This window comes from Mycoplasma sp. CSL10137 (assembly GCF_017116845.1).
Taxonomy (GTDB): domain Bacteria; phylum Bacillota_I; class Bacilli_A; order Mycoplasmatales; family Metamycoplasmataceae; genus Mycoplasmopsis.
Genome location: NZ_JAFIRE010000001.1, coordinates 318,268 through 334,817, shown reverse-complemented (window position 1 = coordinate 334,817; position 16,550 = coordinate 318,268). Strand labels below are relative to the sequence as shown.

The window sequence follows — 16,550 nt, the reverse complement described above, 5'->3', positions numbered from 1 at the left end:
GATTTATCAATGAATAATAATACAAAAAATATTTTTTCGATATTTAATTTATTTGAAAAAAATAACAAAAAATCCTTTTTTTTAAATAAAAAAAAGATTTCACTTGAGAATCCAATTGATATTGAACAATTGAATGTAGAAAGCACGAAAACTTTTTTTTATATTTCTAATAATAACAAAAGCATTACCTTTGATAATATTTGAAATTCAATAAAATATAACAAAAACACCCAAATATCATTACGAGTTAATAAAAATGACGGTGATGTAGTTATTTTAAATGATAAAAAAGAAATATTAAATAGTATTTTTGTTTTTAATACTGTAGATATAAGCGATGAAAAGGACTATAATCTTCCGCTCATAGAAATGTGAAATACTTGCTTTAAAGATGTAAAAAATTATCATAAGAAGCAACAAACATCTAAAATTTTTGATCATATTAGTCACCATAACACTAAAAATTTATTTTCTAAAACTTTACTTTTACATTTTGAAAAAATCATAGATATAAATCAAGCTTATGAAAGATCTTTTAAAAAGTTATATAAAAAATTCTCTAATACATTTGAAGAAATTAATATTGATTTATTTAAAGAAATGCTTAACTTATTTGAAAAGAATATTAAGGATTATTCTTTGAGAATATTCGCTCAATATATTGATTTATTCAAAGAATTAAAAGAAAACGATGAATTTTTAAACGAAAATTATAAAGACTTAAACGAAGTAAAAGAAGATGAAAAGATAGTTGAATTAAAAAATAGACTAAAGGCATTGAATAAAATAAGAAAAAGTTCAATAGATAACATTACAAATCAATATAGAATTAATAGAATTTCAGATGAAATAAAGTTTATTAACAAAATAATCTATAAAACACATGTTAATTCGAAAAGTTATATTTACAATATTATTAAAAAATATAAAAATGAAAATCGAAACTTAAGTTATAAAATTAAAATTTTATCAAAAAAACCTAATTCCTCTGTAGTAGAATTATTTAATAGAATTACTTTTAACAAAAAAATAATATTTTTTTGGCAGGAACACAAAGATGAATTATTGTTTTTAAGTTTAGAGGACCTAGAAACTCTTGATAAACATTTAAATAATGAGTTTCACTTAATTTTAATGTCAAATAAAAACAATGATACAATTAATATTTATAGAGACTATGTGCCTTATGCTAATATCGATAATTTCATTTTTAAGTCAAAGGAAAATAAGAGTAATTTGAATAAAACGCTAGAGAATTTAAATAAGGAATTAATCTTAGAAAAAAATAAAGTTTATACTCAATTTACAGATCATAAAGATGATATTAAATTTCATGAAATAAAACAAAAAATAAATATGTCCATTGCTGAAACAAATTGAGTAAAAAAATCTAGTAATAATCTATTTAATAAAACAATAAAAGTAAAACAAAATAAGTTTAAAAGATTCAAAAGAAGTTATAAGGCTTTAAATGATGTTATTGAAAAATGTTATTTATTAATACAAGAAAATCACTCTAATAGTAGTTTTTTAAATGAGTTAAAAAGTAGGTTAAAAAATATAGATGAAATATTACAAAAATTTATAAAAGAATCAGAATTTTATAATTTAATTGTTGAAATTTCTCAATTCACCAATTCAAAAAATTTCATTACAAAAAAAGCAGAAATATATTACAAAACAATGTTAATATTCATCAAAACATATGAATCTATTTCTGTTAATATTCAACAATTTTTAGAACCTTTTAATAATTTAAAAATAATAGAAAGAACTAAGTTTAAATTAATACCATTTTGACTTTCGAAAAATAAATTAATTTTTGTAAATGATACATTTAATATAATGAATTATAGTGATAAAACTGAATTATTAAGAATATTATCTATTTTATGTGATAACATAAATGCGCCATTTATTTTTGTTTCAAATGATTCACAATTAATTCAAACAAGAATGTTCGATGAAATACATATTTTCAATGATTATAAAAATGTAGAAGGTTTTAAGTTTCCTGAAGGTCTTGTTGAACCTAAATCTCTATTTACAAGAAAAATTTTAAAAGGCGATGAATTTGAAGATAAATTTTATGAAATAAATTTTGACGATAAAATTTTTAAAATAAATAGTGAAACCAATCATTATGTTTATGTTTCTACCGAAGAGTACAAGAGCATCATACATAAACAAAAAGAAAAAGAAAATCAAAACAATGATTCATCTATAGCTAAAACATCAGAACACGATTTAACTAATGCTAATTCAATGTTTTATAATTTAGAATTTGAAATTCCTGTTTTTGAATACTTAAATTCTACTAAATTAATAAATTTATCCGCAAGAGAAAAAGAAGATAAAATAAATGAATATTTAGAATGAGAAAAAAATAATTATTCTTTACCTAATGAAAAAGAAGATTTTTAAAAAATAAAATGTCAAATTAAAGTATTGGCATTTTATTTTTTAAAATATATTTATTTAATATATAATTTATTACGAAGGACAGAGGTACTAAAAATTATTTTTTGGTTGAGAAATACTCTTATTAACTGATCTGGTTAATACCAGCGTAGTGAGTCTATATTTTTTAATACCCTTTTGAGTCCTTATAAAAGGAGTTATTTTGAAAATTAAATTTATAAATAAATTATTTTTTGGTGGTGTTATTTCTTCTATACCATTAATTGCGTTATCTTGCTCTAATAATAAGAGCGAAAGTTCTAAAGAAATAAAATTATCTATTTATTCAGGAATAGAAAAAGGTAATTTAAATGAAAAAGAATATAATGATCTTTTATTAGATTATAAGAAGCAATATAATCAATTTATTTTAGATCTCAATAATGAATTAAAACTTATAAATCCTGAATTAAAATTAGATATTAATATAAAGGGTGAAGAAACATATGAGAACCAAATACAATCTATACAAAAAGGTGAAACTGACATAGTTTTTCTTAATTCTGCTAGTATATACGAAAAGAAAGATGATTTGCTTAAAAGATCAGGTGGCAAATTATTTCTTCAAACTTATACACGTAAATTTGAGGGGCAAAACTCAAATGAACAAATTTATGTAGACGGATCAAATGATGACCCATTAAGAATTATTGCTAACAACGAATATGAGGTATATAAAAATAAAGATAATTTTATTAATTCTTGAAATGGTGCAATTTATGAAAATTTATACCAAAGCAAAGATAGTTTAACACCATTTCAAAGAGGTGTTATTATTTTGGTTGCAGACGAAAAAACAAAAGAGGAAATAATTAAGGCATGAAATGAAAAAGATTATGAAAAATTTATTTCTTACGGAATAGGTGTTGGTGATCAAAGTTCAGGTAGCAAATATATATTACCTCAAGCGCTATTTAAAAAACATTTTGGAAATAATTATAGATCTTTTTTAAATTTAAAGCAAGACCCTAACACACAATCATTTATAAAAACTGCTAAATTTAAAGACAAAGACGTCGAAAAGAATCTACATATATTTTTAGATAATGAAGGTAAATATGCTTATACATCAAAAAGTAAATTGAATGATTATTATCAATCAAATATAAGACCAAATGAAAATGTTTATTTCCTAACGGTAACAGATGTATTTCCTTATAACGTTGGGTTAAAAAGTAAAAGAATTAGTGATGAGTATGCATTTGATATAGGAACTGCTTTAATAAATTTATCTAAAAAAGGTAAAGATATTTTTGGAACATCAAATGGTTTTAATGGATATAAATTAATTGAAGATGCCGATAGAGAATTTTGAGATGTAATTAATAATACTTTAGGAAAGAAATAGTGATAGAATTTCAAAATATCAATCTTAATTACGGAAATAAAAAAATTATTTCTAATATTAACTTGACTTTCGAATCAAATAAAGTGTACGGAGTTATAGGTAAATCTGGAAGTGGAAAAAGTACTCTTTTGTACTCTTTTTTTGATTGATCTATAATAAATTCAGGTATTTTTAAAATTAATAGTAATAATAAAAATAGTATGACTAAAAAAGAAGTTGCTATTTTTAAAAAAAGTATTTCTCTTTTAGAGGCAAATAATAATTTTATTGAAACAATAACTTTTTTTGAAAACATATTATTGTCATATAAACACTACAAAAATTATTTCTATAAATTTTTAAAAGTTTTAACAAGAAATCAAAAAGATACACTTTTTAATTTGTTAAAAGAATTTGGCATGGAAGAATATGCTTTTGTAAAAATTTCTGATTTATCTACAGGACAAAAACAAAGATTAGCTTATATTAGTGCAATATTCAATGTTCCTTCAATTCTTTTATGTGATGAACCCACTAGTAATTTGGATAAACTAAATACAAATTTAATATATGAATCTATACAAAAAAATAAAGAAAATCGTATTACTATAATATCATTGCATGATTTAGATAGTGCTATCAACTTTTGCGATAATATAATCGCAATAAGAGATGGAAGAATAGAAAAAATATTTAGTAAAGAGATGTTTGATAAAGAAAAATTAATGGGTTATTTTGACACAAAAACAATTTAATAATAATATTAAAAAAAGGAAAATTTGAAAAATTACTTTTTATTTTATTACAATTTTACTTTTTTTAATTTTTAGCTATTTTTCTTCTTTTTTTAATTTTTACGATAATTACTCTCTTCTTTTTGAGAGATTTTCAAGTTTATTCAAATTTAAAAATATAGATTATGATAACGGAATTAACAATTTATGATTATCTAATTTAAGACTTTTATGAGTTACTGTTAAGACAACAACAACCGGAACTATATGTGGGTTAGTTTTAGCCTTTTTTACATCTTATATAAATGCGATAAATTTACATAGAAAAATTTATTTTTCTTTATCTGTAAAATTTCTTTTATCGATACTAAGAAGCTTTCCAATAATTATCTTTATTTATTTTTTTAAAAAAATTTCTACATTAAATTTAACAGCCTTTTTAATATTTTTTTGGTCTACGTGACTGTGAATGCACCGATATTTTAATGATATTATTGAGAACTCAGAAGTTAAAAAATATTGAAATGAAATAAATTTAGGTAAAAGTAAGTTTTTAAGTTTTTATAAAAATATTGTTTTAAATAATAAAAATAGATTTATCATGAATTCTCTTTTAGCTTACGAATCCAATGTTAGATGATCTTCTATTTTAGGTTCTATAGGTATTTATGGAATAGGGATTTTCATAGACGCTTACAAAGAAAAATTTGAATATTTATCTATAAGTCTATTTTATATTATTATATTGCTTGTCATGCTAGAATTATTTCTTGTTCTTTTTAATAAAATTATAGGAATAAGAAATTCTAAACAAACAAGGAATATAAATTTTAATAAAACATTTCAATATAATTACAAGAAATTTATTTCAATTATTTTATTAATTATCGTTTTGGTAGTGGTTGTTTTTGGGTTTATCGACTTGTTCAAAGATGATTTTAATTTAAATAATTTTAAAAAATATTTAGTTAGTTTGTTAAGTTCCGATTTTAGTTATCTAAAAAATAATTGAACATTTTATTATATAGATTATGTTTGAGCTTTTATATATACATATCAAGCCATTTTTTTAGCAATATTTTTTTCAATTTTATATTCTTTTTTAATGGTTGAAAAATTATTGTCTTTAAAATTCACTATATTAGCTAAATTTGTAATTATTATTTTAAAATCAATACCCGCAATTGTTTACTTTTATTTTATTATTATTTTATTTTCACAAGAAACAACGTTTATTTTTATGCTAAGTGTTATAGCTTTTAGAGCGTTAAGTAAACAAATTTCTGAAAAATTAAATTCAAAAATAAATAAAAAAGTATCGACATTATTATCTTTAGGCTTTTCTAAATGGAAGATTTATTGAGTTTATTTGCTCCCTCAAATTAATAAAGATATTTATTCTTTTGTATTTTTTGAATTTGAAGGCACTTATAGAAACGCAATTAATTATGGTATTTTTACTGGAGTTATATCGATAAATTCTAATATTGAACATTTTGAATCTAGAGATAAATATGAATTTATATTACCTTTAATGTTACCGTCAGTAATATTTTTTGTTATTTTAGAATTTTCTTTATTTTTAACTAAATATAGGCTAAGAATTAAAAAACATTTTAATTTAACCTTTATCAAAAAATAAACCTAACAAAATTAGGTTTATTTTTTTTTAAAAAAAGAATTATGTATTACATATTATCAATTAATTCTAAAATTGGTTTAGTTGCTTTTTTATAATAATTTGATAAATGAAGACTAAAAACAACTAAATCATCAATAACATTTAATATACTTAAAGATGTATAATCGTTAATTTCGTGATCATTATTAATTATTCGTTCGAGATATTCATTATTTAAAACTAAAACATCATCGTCCTTACTATCTTTATATGCTAATAATGCATATAAATTATTGTTTTGAGCATAAATGGAAGAACTTTCTATTGCGTATCCTTGACCAAAAAGTTTATTATTTTTAAAATTTTCCAATGCTCTAATAAGGTTATTTTTTTCGTCATCGTTAATAGAGTTTTCACTTCTTAATTTAAACATTATATTTATATCTAAGCTCTGTGTTTTAGTTGGTACTAGGCTTATTTCGTAGCCTTCATTAATTATGTTAAAGTGATTCAATATTGAAAAGTTAGGTATATTTTTTTCGTTATTGATAACAAATTTATAAAAAACTAATCTTTTAATATCACTATTTATTATAGGTTTAATTGCGTCTCTAGCTGTTTCGTTTTGTATTTTTGTGTAGGAAGTTGAATCATATAAGTTATTATTCTCAATTACATCTAAATTTTGTATTTCGACAAGATGATTATTTATTGTATATATTTCACATAATCCTACATCAACTAACTTATTTTGATGAGAAATATCAGGATAACTGAGTAAATTAAAGTGTTTGATTGCGCCTTTACTATCTAAATATTTGACATTATTTTGGTTATTTAATATTATTTTCTTTATTTCTTCAATGTTGTAAGTTTTGTTTTTTATTAATTCAAAAGCATATCTTTCTATATCTTCGTTTGTTTTAAATGCTATTTTAGTATTTCTTCTTTTTAAAATAAAAAATACTATTGTTAATATCATAAATAGGATAGCTAAAACACTTGAAGGAATAACACCATAATAAATAATTAGTATACCTTGCGCAACACTTTGGATAATATTATTCAAATTCGGGATAAAAGCAAATAATATCAACGCAATCGAAGATAACATAAATAATATAAAAAATATTAAAAAAGTTATGCTAAGTTTTTTATGTTTAATAGACTTTTTAATTGATAAATCTATTTTAGTATAATTGTCTCTTACGAATTTTTCATCAATATTATCAAATATATTATCTAAAATATTTTTTTTAGTATTTTCAAATTCTTCTATTGAATTTTGTTCTTCTTTTAAAGATTGAATAGTTTCACTTGAAATTGAATAAACTAATTTATTATCTAGGTACCTCAATAAAGGTCTATCCCCTAAGAAAGTAGATAAATTTTGGTTTGTATTTTTTTGTTCCTCTGATTTAAAGTTCAAATTTGAATTGTTCATGTATCTCCTTAATTAAATTATAAAATAATTTAAATTTTTATGTAAATATTATTATTATTTTTTTGATTTAAAAATAAAAGATTCAAGGTATTAAAAATTACTTTTATAGCTTATTTATAGGTACAAAAGTAATTTTTTTAATATTTTTTATTATCATGATAAGTTTTTTGAAACATAAAAATAAACTCTATATATACACTATTTTTATTAATTACCAAATATTTATTAAAATTTATTTTAAATTGTGCTATAATTTCAATACTTTTAAAATAAGTAATAAAAGTTATTTTGCAATTAATTTGGAGGAAATAAATGGTTGTCGAAAACGATAAAAATAAAAAATATACAATTCGTAAATTTGGTCCCAAAACTTTAAGAAGAGATTATTCTATTACAAAAAAGTCTCTTCCATTGTTTGATATTTTAAAAATAAGCAAGGAAAGTTTTGCGCAATTTATTAAAAACGGTATTCAAGATTCTCTTTTAGAAATTTACCCTATTACAGCCGGTAAAATGAAATTAGAATACGTTAAAGGTTCACTTGAAATTGAATACCCGTATAAAAAAATTACAAGTGAATGAGATGAAATAAATAAATGTAAAACTAAAGGAATTAACTATAGTTTTAAAATTTATGCAACACTAAAAGTTGAAAACATTGAAACTGGTCAACTAAAAAGTGAAAAAGTTCTTTTAGGAGAAGTTCCACATATGACTTCAGGTGGAAGTTTTATCATTAATGGTTCTGAAAAAGTTATAGTTAGTCAGTTGATTCGTTCGCCGGGTGCATATTTTGGTCTTGGTGTTCGTAACAAACAATCTGATGATTTGTTCAATAAATTAGAAATATTACCAAGAATAGGTTCATGATTTGAAGTATCACATAAAATTACTTCTAACTCAATTGATTCAGTTAAGGTAAAAGTAGATAAAAGTAAAAATATTTCACTACCAACATTTTTAGGTTCATTTGGTTTTACACCATCAATGATGTTTAAACTTTTTGGTGAAACAGAATTATTAAAAGAAACATTAAAGAAAGATAAGATCTTAAGTAACAGCGAATTAACTCAAGAACAAATTATTGAATTAACTCAAGAAGAAATATTTAAAACAATCAGAAAAGGTGATAGAGATACATTAGAAGCCAAAAAATCTCTTTTACCTTCTATGCTTTTTGATAAGAGAAGATATAACTTATCAAAAACCGGCCGTCATATGTTAAATAAAAAACTTTCACTAGTTGATCGTATAACAAATACATATTTAGCCGAGGACATTGTAAACAAAGACGGAGAAGTTCTTTATCAAAAAGGAATTTTAATAACTTTAAAAATTGCTAAAGATATTCAATCGTTATTTGACACAAAAATTTTAAGTAGCAAAAAAATTGAAAACATAGACCCGGAACATGTTTATCATAAAATTTATAGACCTGAAGGTTTAAATCTTTATGGTCAACAAGTGGGTAATCCAGAACTTAGAAAACGTATTAAAATAATAAGAGTTAAGGTTTACCCAAGTAAAAAATGAATGAATTTAAAACCTGAAGAACCGGTTTTAGTTATTGGTAATGATCCTCAATCAACAGAAACACATTTATTAATCTCTGATATTGTAGCAGCAATTAATTACTACTTTAACTTAACATGTGGTGTAGGTTCTGATGATGATCCTGATTCATTGATTAACAAACGTATTGTTTCTGTTGGTGAATTATTAGAAGGTCAAATCATGATCGCGCTTTCTAAATTAGAAAAAACAACCCGTGAACGTATGGGTGCTAAAGAAACAGAAAAAATAACAGCTAAAAATGTTACAAACAATAAGCTGATAACAAATCAAATGAAAACGTTTTTCAACTCGTCAAAACTTTCTCAATTTATGGATCAAATAAATCCGCTTGCCGAAGTTTCAAATAAACGTCGTGTAACTTCTTTAGGTCCTGGAGGACTTAGTCGTGATACTGCACAATTTGAAGTTCGTGACGTTCACGCAACACATTATGGAAGAATTTGTCCTATCGAGACACCAGAAGGTCTTAATATTGGTCTTATTCTTAACTATGCAACATTTGCGCAAGTAGATGATTTAGGTTTTTTAAAAACTCCATATTTTAAAGTTAATGATGGTGTTGTAGATTATGAAGACGTTCGTTATTTAACAGCAGCTGAGGAAATCGGTTACTCATTTGCTCAATCATTAGTTAAAATTGATGATAACAATAGAATTGTAAGTGAATCACTAACAATTAGACGTGATTATAACTATTTAATTGGAACACCAAAAGACGTTGATTTTATTGAGGTTTCTTCAAAACAGATGGTTTCAGTTGCTGCAGCAGGAATTCCTTTCTTAGAAAACGATGATGCTAACCGTGCGCTTATGGGTTCAAACATGCAACGTCAAGCCGTTCCATTATTACAAACTGAAGCTCCACTTATTGCAACTGGTATCGAATCTGATATCGCTAAATATTCATCATATAATTTAACAGCTAAGAATGCTGGTGTTGTAACTTTTGTAGATAGCTCAAAAATTCATATTAAGAGAGATGAAACTGGAGTTACTGATAAATACATGTTAAGAACTTTTGAGAGAAGTAACCAAGGTACAATCATACATCAAAAACCGATTGTTAAATTAAATGATAGAGTAGAAGTGGGTGATTTACTTACAGATGGTTCATCATTTAAAGATGGAGAATTATCATTAGGTAAAAACGTTTTAGTTGGATTTACAACATGAAATGGTTATAACTTTGAGGATGCTATTATTATTAATGAACGTCTTGTTAAAGAAGATGTCTACACATCTATACATATTGAAGAGCATATAATTCAATTTAGAAATTCAAGAGCAGGAAAAGACGAATTAACTTCAAATATCCCTAATGTTTCTAAATACGCAATTAGAAATTTAGATGAATACGGAATTGTTAAATTAGGTTCTGACGTTAATCCTGGTGATGTTTTGGTAGGTAGAACATCTCCGAAAGGAGAAGAAAATCCTTCTCAAGAGGAAAAACTTTTAAATGCTATTTTAGGTACAAAATCATTAGCTTACAAAGACACATCATTAAAAGTTAAAAATGGACACGGCGGAACTGTTATTGACATTCAAGTTCTTTCAAAGGAAAATAATGATGTTTTAGAAGAAGGTGTAGAAAAAATAGTTAAAGTTTCAATTGCACAAAAACGTAAATTAAAACCAGGTGATAAAATGGCTGGACGTCATGGTAATAAAGGGGTTGTTTCTATTATCTTACCAGTTGAAGACATGCCATACTTAGAAGATGGTACTCCGCTTGATATTATGTTAAATCCACAAGGGGTTCCTTCACGTATGAACATTGGTCAAATTTTAGAGTTGCACTTAGGTATGGCGGCTAGAAAATTAAATGTTAAATTTGTTACTCCATCATTTGATGGTGTTAAAAAACCTGACATTGAAGCAGCTTTAGAAGAAGCTGGTCTAGATAAATCAGGAAAACAAACATTAATAGATCCGATTACAGGTAGAAAATTTGATAAACCAGTTTCTGTTGGTGTTATGTATATGCTTAAACTTAACCATATGGTTGACGATAAGATGCATGGTCGTTCAGTGGGTCCATATTCATTAATTACACAACAACCATTAGGGGGTAAATCTCAAAATGGTGGTCAAAGATTTGGAGAAATGGAAACATGAGCTTTAGAATCATATGGTGCGACAAACGTTTTACAAGAAATATTAACTTACAAATCAGATGATATTCAAGGTAGAAACGCGTTATATAGCGCTTTAGTTTCAGGTAAAGAATTACCTAAGCCTGGTACACCAGAATCCTTTAATGTTTTAAGCTATGAGCTTAAAGGTTTAGGAATGAAATTAGAAGTTTCAGAACAATCATTAGATGAGTACGAAAATGAAAATGAGTACGATATGTTACAATTTGAATCCGGAGGAGACAGTGAATAAAAATTCTAAAAATTATATTAATAAAATAACACTTTCGTTAGCAACAAAAGAAGATGTTGCACAATGATCGAATGGTGAAGTAAAAAAACCTGAAACAATTAATTATAAAACATATAAACCAGAAAAAGATGGTTTGTTTGACGAGTTAATTTTCGGACCTGTTACTGATTATAAATGTGCCATTTGTGGTACAAAATATAAAAAGACTGACGAAAATGATATATGTACTAAAACTCCTCAATGTGAAAAATATAAACCTGTTATACTACCTAAAATTTCAAGAAGAAGTAGAATGGGTCATATTAAACTTCATAATCCGGTTGTTCACTTTTGATTCTTTAAAATAGATCATTCAATAATTTCTAAATTATTAGGATTGAGAGTTAATGATTCAAATAAACCAGTTACAAAAGCCGATTTAGAAAAATTAATTTACTATAAATCACATATAGTTTTAGATAATGGTAATTTAAAGTCTCTTAAAAAGAATACAATTATCGATATTAACGAGGCACCAAACATTTATCGTGCCGCACTTGAAGAAATGTTAACATTACAATATGACGATGAAGAAATTCTCCAAGATATTAAAGATACTTTAGATGAATTAATCGAAGTTGCTCAATCAGAAGATGGAAAATCATTTGGTGTTGATTTTTATCATTATAATGATTTAATCGAAGAATATACAACAGCAAAAATAGGAACAGGTTCAAAAGCAATTGAATATTTACTAGAAAATATTGATCTTGAAGAAGAACGTAAACTTGTTCAATCTGAAATTGATAAAATTAACTTAGAAATAGGAAATAATTACGCCTCAAGTTCTAAGTTGCAAGAAAGATCTAAATTATATAAAAGGCTTACAATTATTAGTTCATTTATTAAGTCAGGTCAAAAGCCTACAGATATGTTAATTTATAATTTGCCTGTTATTCCTGCAGATTTAAGACCTTTAGTTCAACTTGATGGTGGTAGACATTCAACAAGTGATGTTAACGAACTTTACCGTCGTATAATAATAAGAAATAGTCGTTTAGAAAAATGAAATAATGCTGACGCACCTATGTTGATTAAACAAAATGAATATCGTATGATTCAAGAAGCGGTTGACGCTTTAATTGACAACGGTAGAAAAAAACCAAATCCAGTTACTGCGAAAGATAATCAACCACTTAAATCTATTTCTGACGCACTTACCGGTAAAAAAGGACGTTTCCGTCAAAACCTTTTAGGAAAACGTGTTGATTATTCTGGTCGTAGTGTTATCGTTGGTGGTCCAGAATTAAGAATGCACGAAGTTGGTATTCCTCGTGATATGGCAGCAAAATTATTTGAACCTTGAATTATTAAAGAATTAATTAACAACGAAGATAATATCACAAGCATTAAAACAGCAAAAAAATTAATTGAAAACTTAAATCCAATTATTTGAAAATATGTTGAAAAAGCAATTGAAGGTAGACCGGTTCTTTTAAACCGTGCTCCTACACTTCACCGTTTATCTATCCAAGCGTTCCAACCTGTTTTAATTCGTGGAAAGGCAATAAAACTTCATCCGCTTGTAACAACTGCATTTAACGCCGATTTCGATGGGGACCAAATGGCTGTTCACGTACCTATTTCAGACCAAGCCGTTAGAGAAGCAAAAGAGTTAATGTTAGCTTCTAAAAATATTCTTGGACCAAAAGATGGTGAACCAATCATTAACCCTTCTCAAGATATAATTTTAGGTTTATACTATTTAACAATTGAAAAGCCAGGCGCAAAAGGAGAAGGTAAATTCTTCCCAACAATGGATGAGATGTTATTAGCTTACGAAAGAGAAAATATTACTCTTCATACAAGAGTTGTATTACCTATTAAAGCTTTAAATAAATCAAAAATGTTAGAAAAATTAACTGATAGACCATATATTTATTCAACAGTAGGAAAATTTATATTGAATAATGTATTTCCTATTGATTTTGAATTTATTTTTGGTAAAAACGTTGAACGTAAATATAAAGAAGAAAATGGTGAATTAAAAGTAGTTAGTGAAAAAGAAAAAATTCACACTTCAAGTGTTAAAGAACAACTTGAAAGATATACTTTTGATTACGGAACAAACTTTGTTGAAGAATTAAAAAACAAAGAAGCGAATTTAAGTTTAACCAAAAAAGATATTGCTAAAATTATTAGAAAAGTTTATGAAAACTATGTTCATGTTGTTTCTATGGAAGATATAGCAAAAGTTATTGATAAAGTTAATAGCATTAATTATGAAAATATGTTAGAAGAATGTTTAGCTTTAAAAGACTATAAGAATGATAGTATTCCGGAATCACATGCGAATTTAATTAATAATTTTATAAAAGAAGAATTTGAGAAAATTTGATTTAAAACTAAGAAGACATTAACAAATGAAAATGTTACTTCGGGTATGCAAGAATATCAATGAGATATTACAAAGTATACATCTGTACTTGAAAAAGTTTGATTTAAATATACAAATATTGTAGCGTTTGTTCTTGATGCTATTAAAGATTTAGGATTTAAATATTCAACACTTTCTGGAATTACAATTTCAATGAATGATGTTAAAACACTTGAATCTACAAAAGAAAAAATTGCAAAAGGTGATAAACATACACAAGAACTTAAAGAGTATTTTGAAAATGGATATTTAACTGATGATGAAAGATATAAATTAACAATTCAAAATTGATCAAAAGTTAAAGATGAAATTGAAAAAGAACTTAAAGAAGTTACAAAATCAGATTTAGACAACCCATTATTTATGATGATGAGTTCTGGTGCTCGTGGTAATGCTTCTAACTTTACACAGTTAGCTGGTATGCGTGGACTTATGAATAACAACACAAAAATACTTAAAGCCGATGCCGAAAATGACCGTGTTGTTCGTTCAACAATTGAAATTCCGGTTAAATCATCATTCCTTGATGGTCTTAGTGCTTATGAATTTTATTCATCAACACACGGGGCTCGTAAAGGACTTACAGATACCGCTCTTAACACAGCAAAATCAGGATATTTAACACGTAGATTGGTTGATGTTGGTCAAAGTATTGTTGTTCGCGAAAATGATTGTCACTCAGATTACGGTTTCCCAGTTAAAGATATTAAAGATACCAAAACTGATACAGTTATCGAATCATTATACGATAGAATTGAAGGTAGATATACAAATAAAGCGATTTACGATGATCATGGAAATGAAATAATTGGTGCAAATAAACTAATTACACCTGAACTTGCAGATTTAATTGTAAATGTTCACAAAAAAGAAGTTGTTGAGATACGTTCAGTTCTGTCATGTCATACACGTAACGGTGTTTGTCAACATTGTTATGGTAAAGATCTTGCAACAAATAGAGTTGTAAGTATCGGAGAAGCAGTTGGAGTTATAGCTGCTCAATCTATTGGTGAACCTGGGACACAGCTTACAATGCGTACATTCCATACTGGGGGGGTTGCTGGAGTTGAAGATATTACAGGTGGATTCGGTAGATTAATCGAACTTATAGATGCTTATGACTTCCCTTGAGGTAAACCAGCTGTTATTTCTACAGTTTATGGAAAAATTTCAAAAATAGAGCAAGCTAAAAATAAAGAAACAGGTAAAGAAACAGATATTACAATAGTAACTGTTTCACAAAAAAATTCAAAAGGTGAAGAAACACACGTGGATTACCATGGAAAAATTTCTCAAAAACTACGTGTTAAAAAAGGAGATTCTGTTGCTCCTGGGCAAAAGATTTTTGAAGGACCAGTAATTTTAAATGAATTATTAAATGCAGCAGGACCAAGAGCGGTTCAAAATTATTTATTAAAAGAAACCCAAAGATTATATCGTTTACAAGGTATTACAATTTCGGATAAATATATTGAAATTATTATAAGACAATTATTATCAAAAATCATGATTATTGATACAGGTGATTCTAAATTCTTTAACGGTGCGTTAGTGGATACATTTATTTATCAAAAGGAAAATGGAAAATTACTTGCACAAGGTAAAAAACCAGCATATGGTGAAGTAAAAATTAAAGGTGCAAAACAAGTTCCACTTCTATCAGATTCATGATTATCAGCCGCTTCTTATCAAGAAACTGCTAAGATATTAGTTAACTCTGCTGTTGGTATGAGGATCGATAAATTAGATGGACTAAAAGAAAATATTATTTTAGGACACAAGATTCCAGCGGGTACAAATAGTAATTATGAATTAAAAGGTAAATATGATATTAGAGATCCTAAATCATACTTTAAAGAAAAATATGATCCTACAATCGCTTTAGGCGAAAATTTAGATGAATCAGATACTATTTATGATTTAAATGATATTGTTAGCTATAACTATGACGATAATCAATTAGAAACAAATCAAATGGGAGATGATTACGAATTTGAATTCGAACAATTCGAATAATAAAAAAGACTCAGGAATCAACTGAGTCTTTTTTAATAAAATTTTTATACTTCAATCAATGAAATAACATCGATATTTTCTCCAATTAATTGTCTACCATTTAATTCTTTTAATTCTAGTAAGACAATAACTTTTGTCACTGTTACACCTTGAGATTCTAAAAGTTTAATAATAGCTTTTGTTGTTCCTCCAGTAGCAAGAACATCATCAATAATCACCGCTTTTTGACCACTTTTTACGAAACCTTTTTGTAATTCTAATTTATTACTTCCATATTCTAATTCGTATTCCATCGAAATAACTTCACCTGGTAATTTGTTTGGTTTTCTAACCATTATAAATGGTTTTTTTAGTATAGTGGCAGCTGGTGTTCCAAAAAGAAAACCTCTTGCATCAGGACCGACAATAATATCTGCTTCTTTAGCGTGTTCTGCTATTTTAGTGATTGTGTAGTTTAGTGCTTCTCCGTCAGCTAACAAAGGAGAAATATCTTTAAAAATAATCCCTTCTTTTGGGAAGTTAGGGACGTCTCTAATTAATTTTTTAATTTCCATACTAATTAATTTTAC

At 25.8% G+C, this 16,550-nt stretch carries 8 protein-coding genes and 1 riboswitch; of the genes, 6 read left to right on the top strand and 2 right to left on the bottom strand.

Going from position 1 to position 16,550, the window contains the following annotated elements; all coding sequences use genetic code 4:
* Positions 1-9 precede the first annotated feature (9 nt).
* From JXZ92_RS01120 to JXZ92_RS01105, 4 genes are all read left to right on the top strand, one after another.
* Positions 10-2,424 carry an MAG1360 family OppF-related protein gene (locus JXZ92_RS01120; RefSeq protein WP_205851946.1) on the top strand — a complete coding sequence of 805 codons (2,415 nt, stop codon included), beginning with the start codon at positions 10-12 and terminating at the stop codon, positions 2,422-2,424.
* 70 nt (positions 2,425-2,494) lie between these two features.
* Positions 2,495-2,593: riboswitch (TPP riboswitch) on the top strand.
* Between the two features lie 30 nt (positions 2,594-2,623).
* Positions 2,624-3,808, top strand: a complete 1,185-nt coding sequence (gene cypl / locus JXZ92_RS01115) for an ABC transporter thiamine pyrophosphate-binding lipoprotein p37/Cypl (protein WP_205851945.1) — start codon at positions 2,624-2,626, stop codon at positions 3,806-3,808.
* Positions 3,808-4,542, top strand: coding sequence for an ATP-binding cassette domain-containing protein (locus JXZ92_RS01110; RefSeq protein ID WP_205851944.1), 735 nt, complete (start codon positions 3,808-3,810; stop codon positions 4,540-4,542). Before cypl ends, JXZ92_RS01110 begins: the two co-directional genes overlap by 1 nt.
* Positions 4,543-4,990: 448 nt before the next feature.
* Positions 4,991-6,163 (top strand): ABC transporter permease, encoded by a 1,173-nt coding sequence (locus tag JXZ92_RS01105; RefSeq protein WP_205851943.1) that lies wholly within the window; start codon positions 4,991-4,993, stop codon positions 6,161-6,163.
* Between the two features lie 46 nt (positions 6,164-6,209).
* Here the strand turns inward: JXZ92_RS01105 and JXZ92_RS01100 are convergent, their stop codons facing one another.
* Positions 6,210-7,586, bottom strand: a complete 1,377-nt coding sequence (locus JXZ92_RS01100; protein ID WP_205851942.1) for a hypothetical protein — start codon at positions 7,584-7,586, stop codon at positions 6,210-6,212.
* 312 nt (positions 7,587-7,898) lie between these two features.
* Here JXZ92_RS01100 and JXZ92_RS01095 point away from each other — a divergent pair, with 312 nt between their 5' ends.
* A complete protein-coding gene (locus JXZ92_RS01095; protein ID WP_205851941.1) occupies positions 7,899-11,549 on the top strand; it encodes a DNA-directed RNA polymerase subunit beta in 3,651 nt (1,216 codons plus the stop codon).
* Positions 11,497-15,981, top strand: a complete 4,485-nt coding sequence (locus tag JXZ92_RS01090) for a DNA-directed RNA polymerase subunit beta' (RefSeq protein ID WP_374962774.1) — start codon at positions 11,497-11,499, stop codon at positions 15,979-15,981. Before JXZ92_RS01095 ends, JXZ92_RS01090 begins: the two co-directional genes overlap by 53 nt.
* A 44-nt stretch (positions 15,982-16,025) precedes the next feature.
* On the opposite strand, the gene JXZ92_RS01085 is transcribed toward JXZ92_RS01090, so the two are convergent.
* Complete coding sequence (locus tag JXZ92_RS01085) at positions 16,026-16,535, bottom strand: adenine phosphoribosyltransferase (protein ID WP_205851940.1); 510 nt, start codon at positions 16,533-16,535, stop codon at positions 16,026-16,028.
* Positions 16,536-16,550 lie beyond the last annotated feature (15 nt).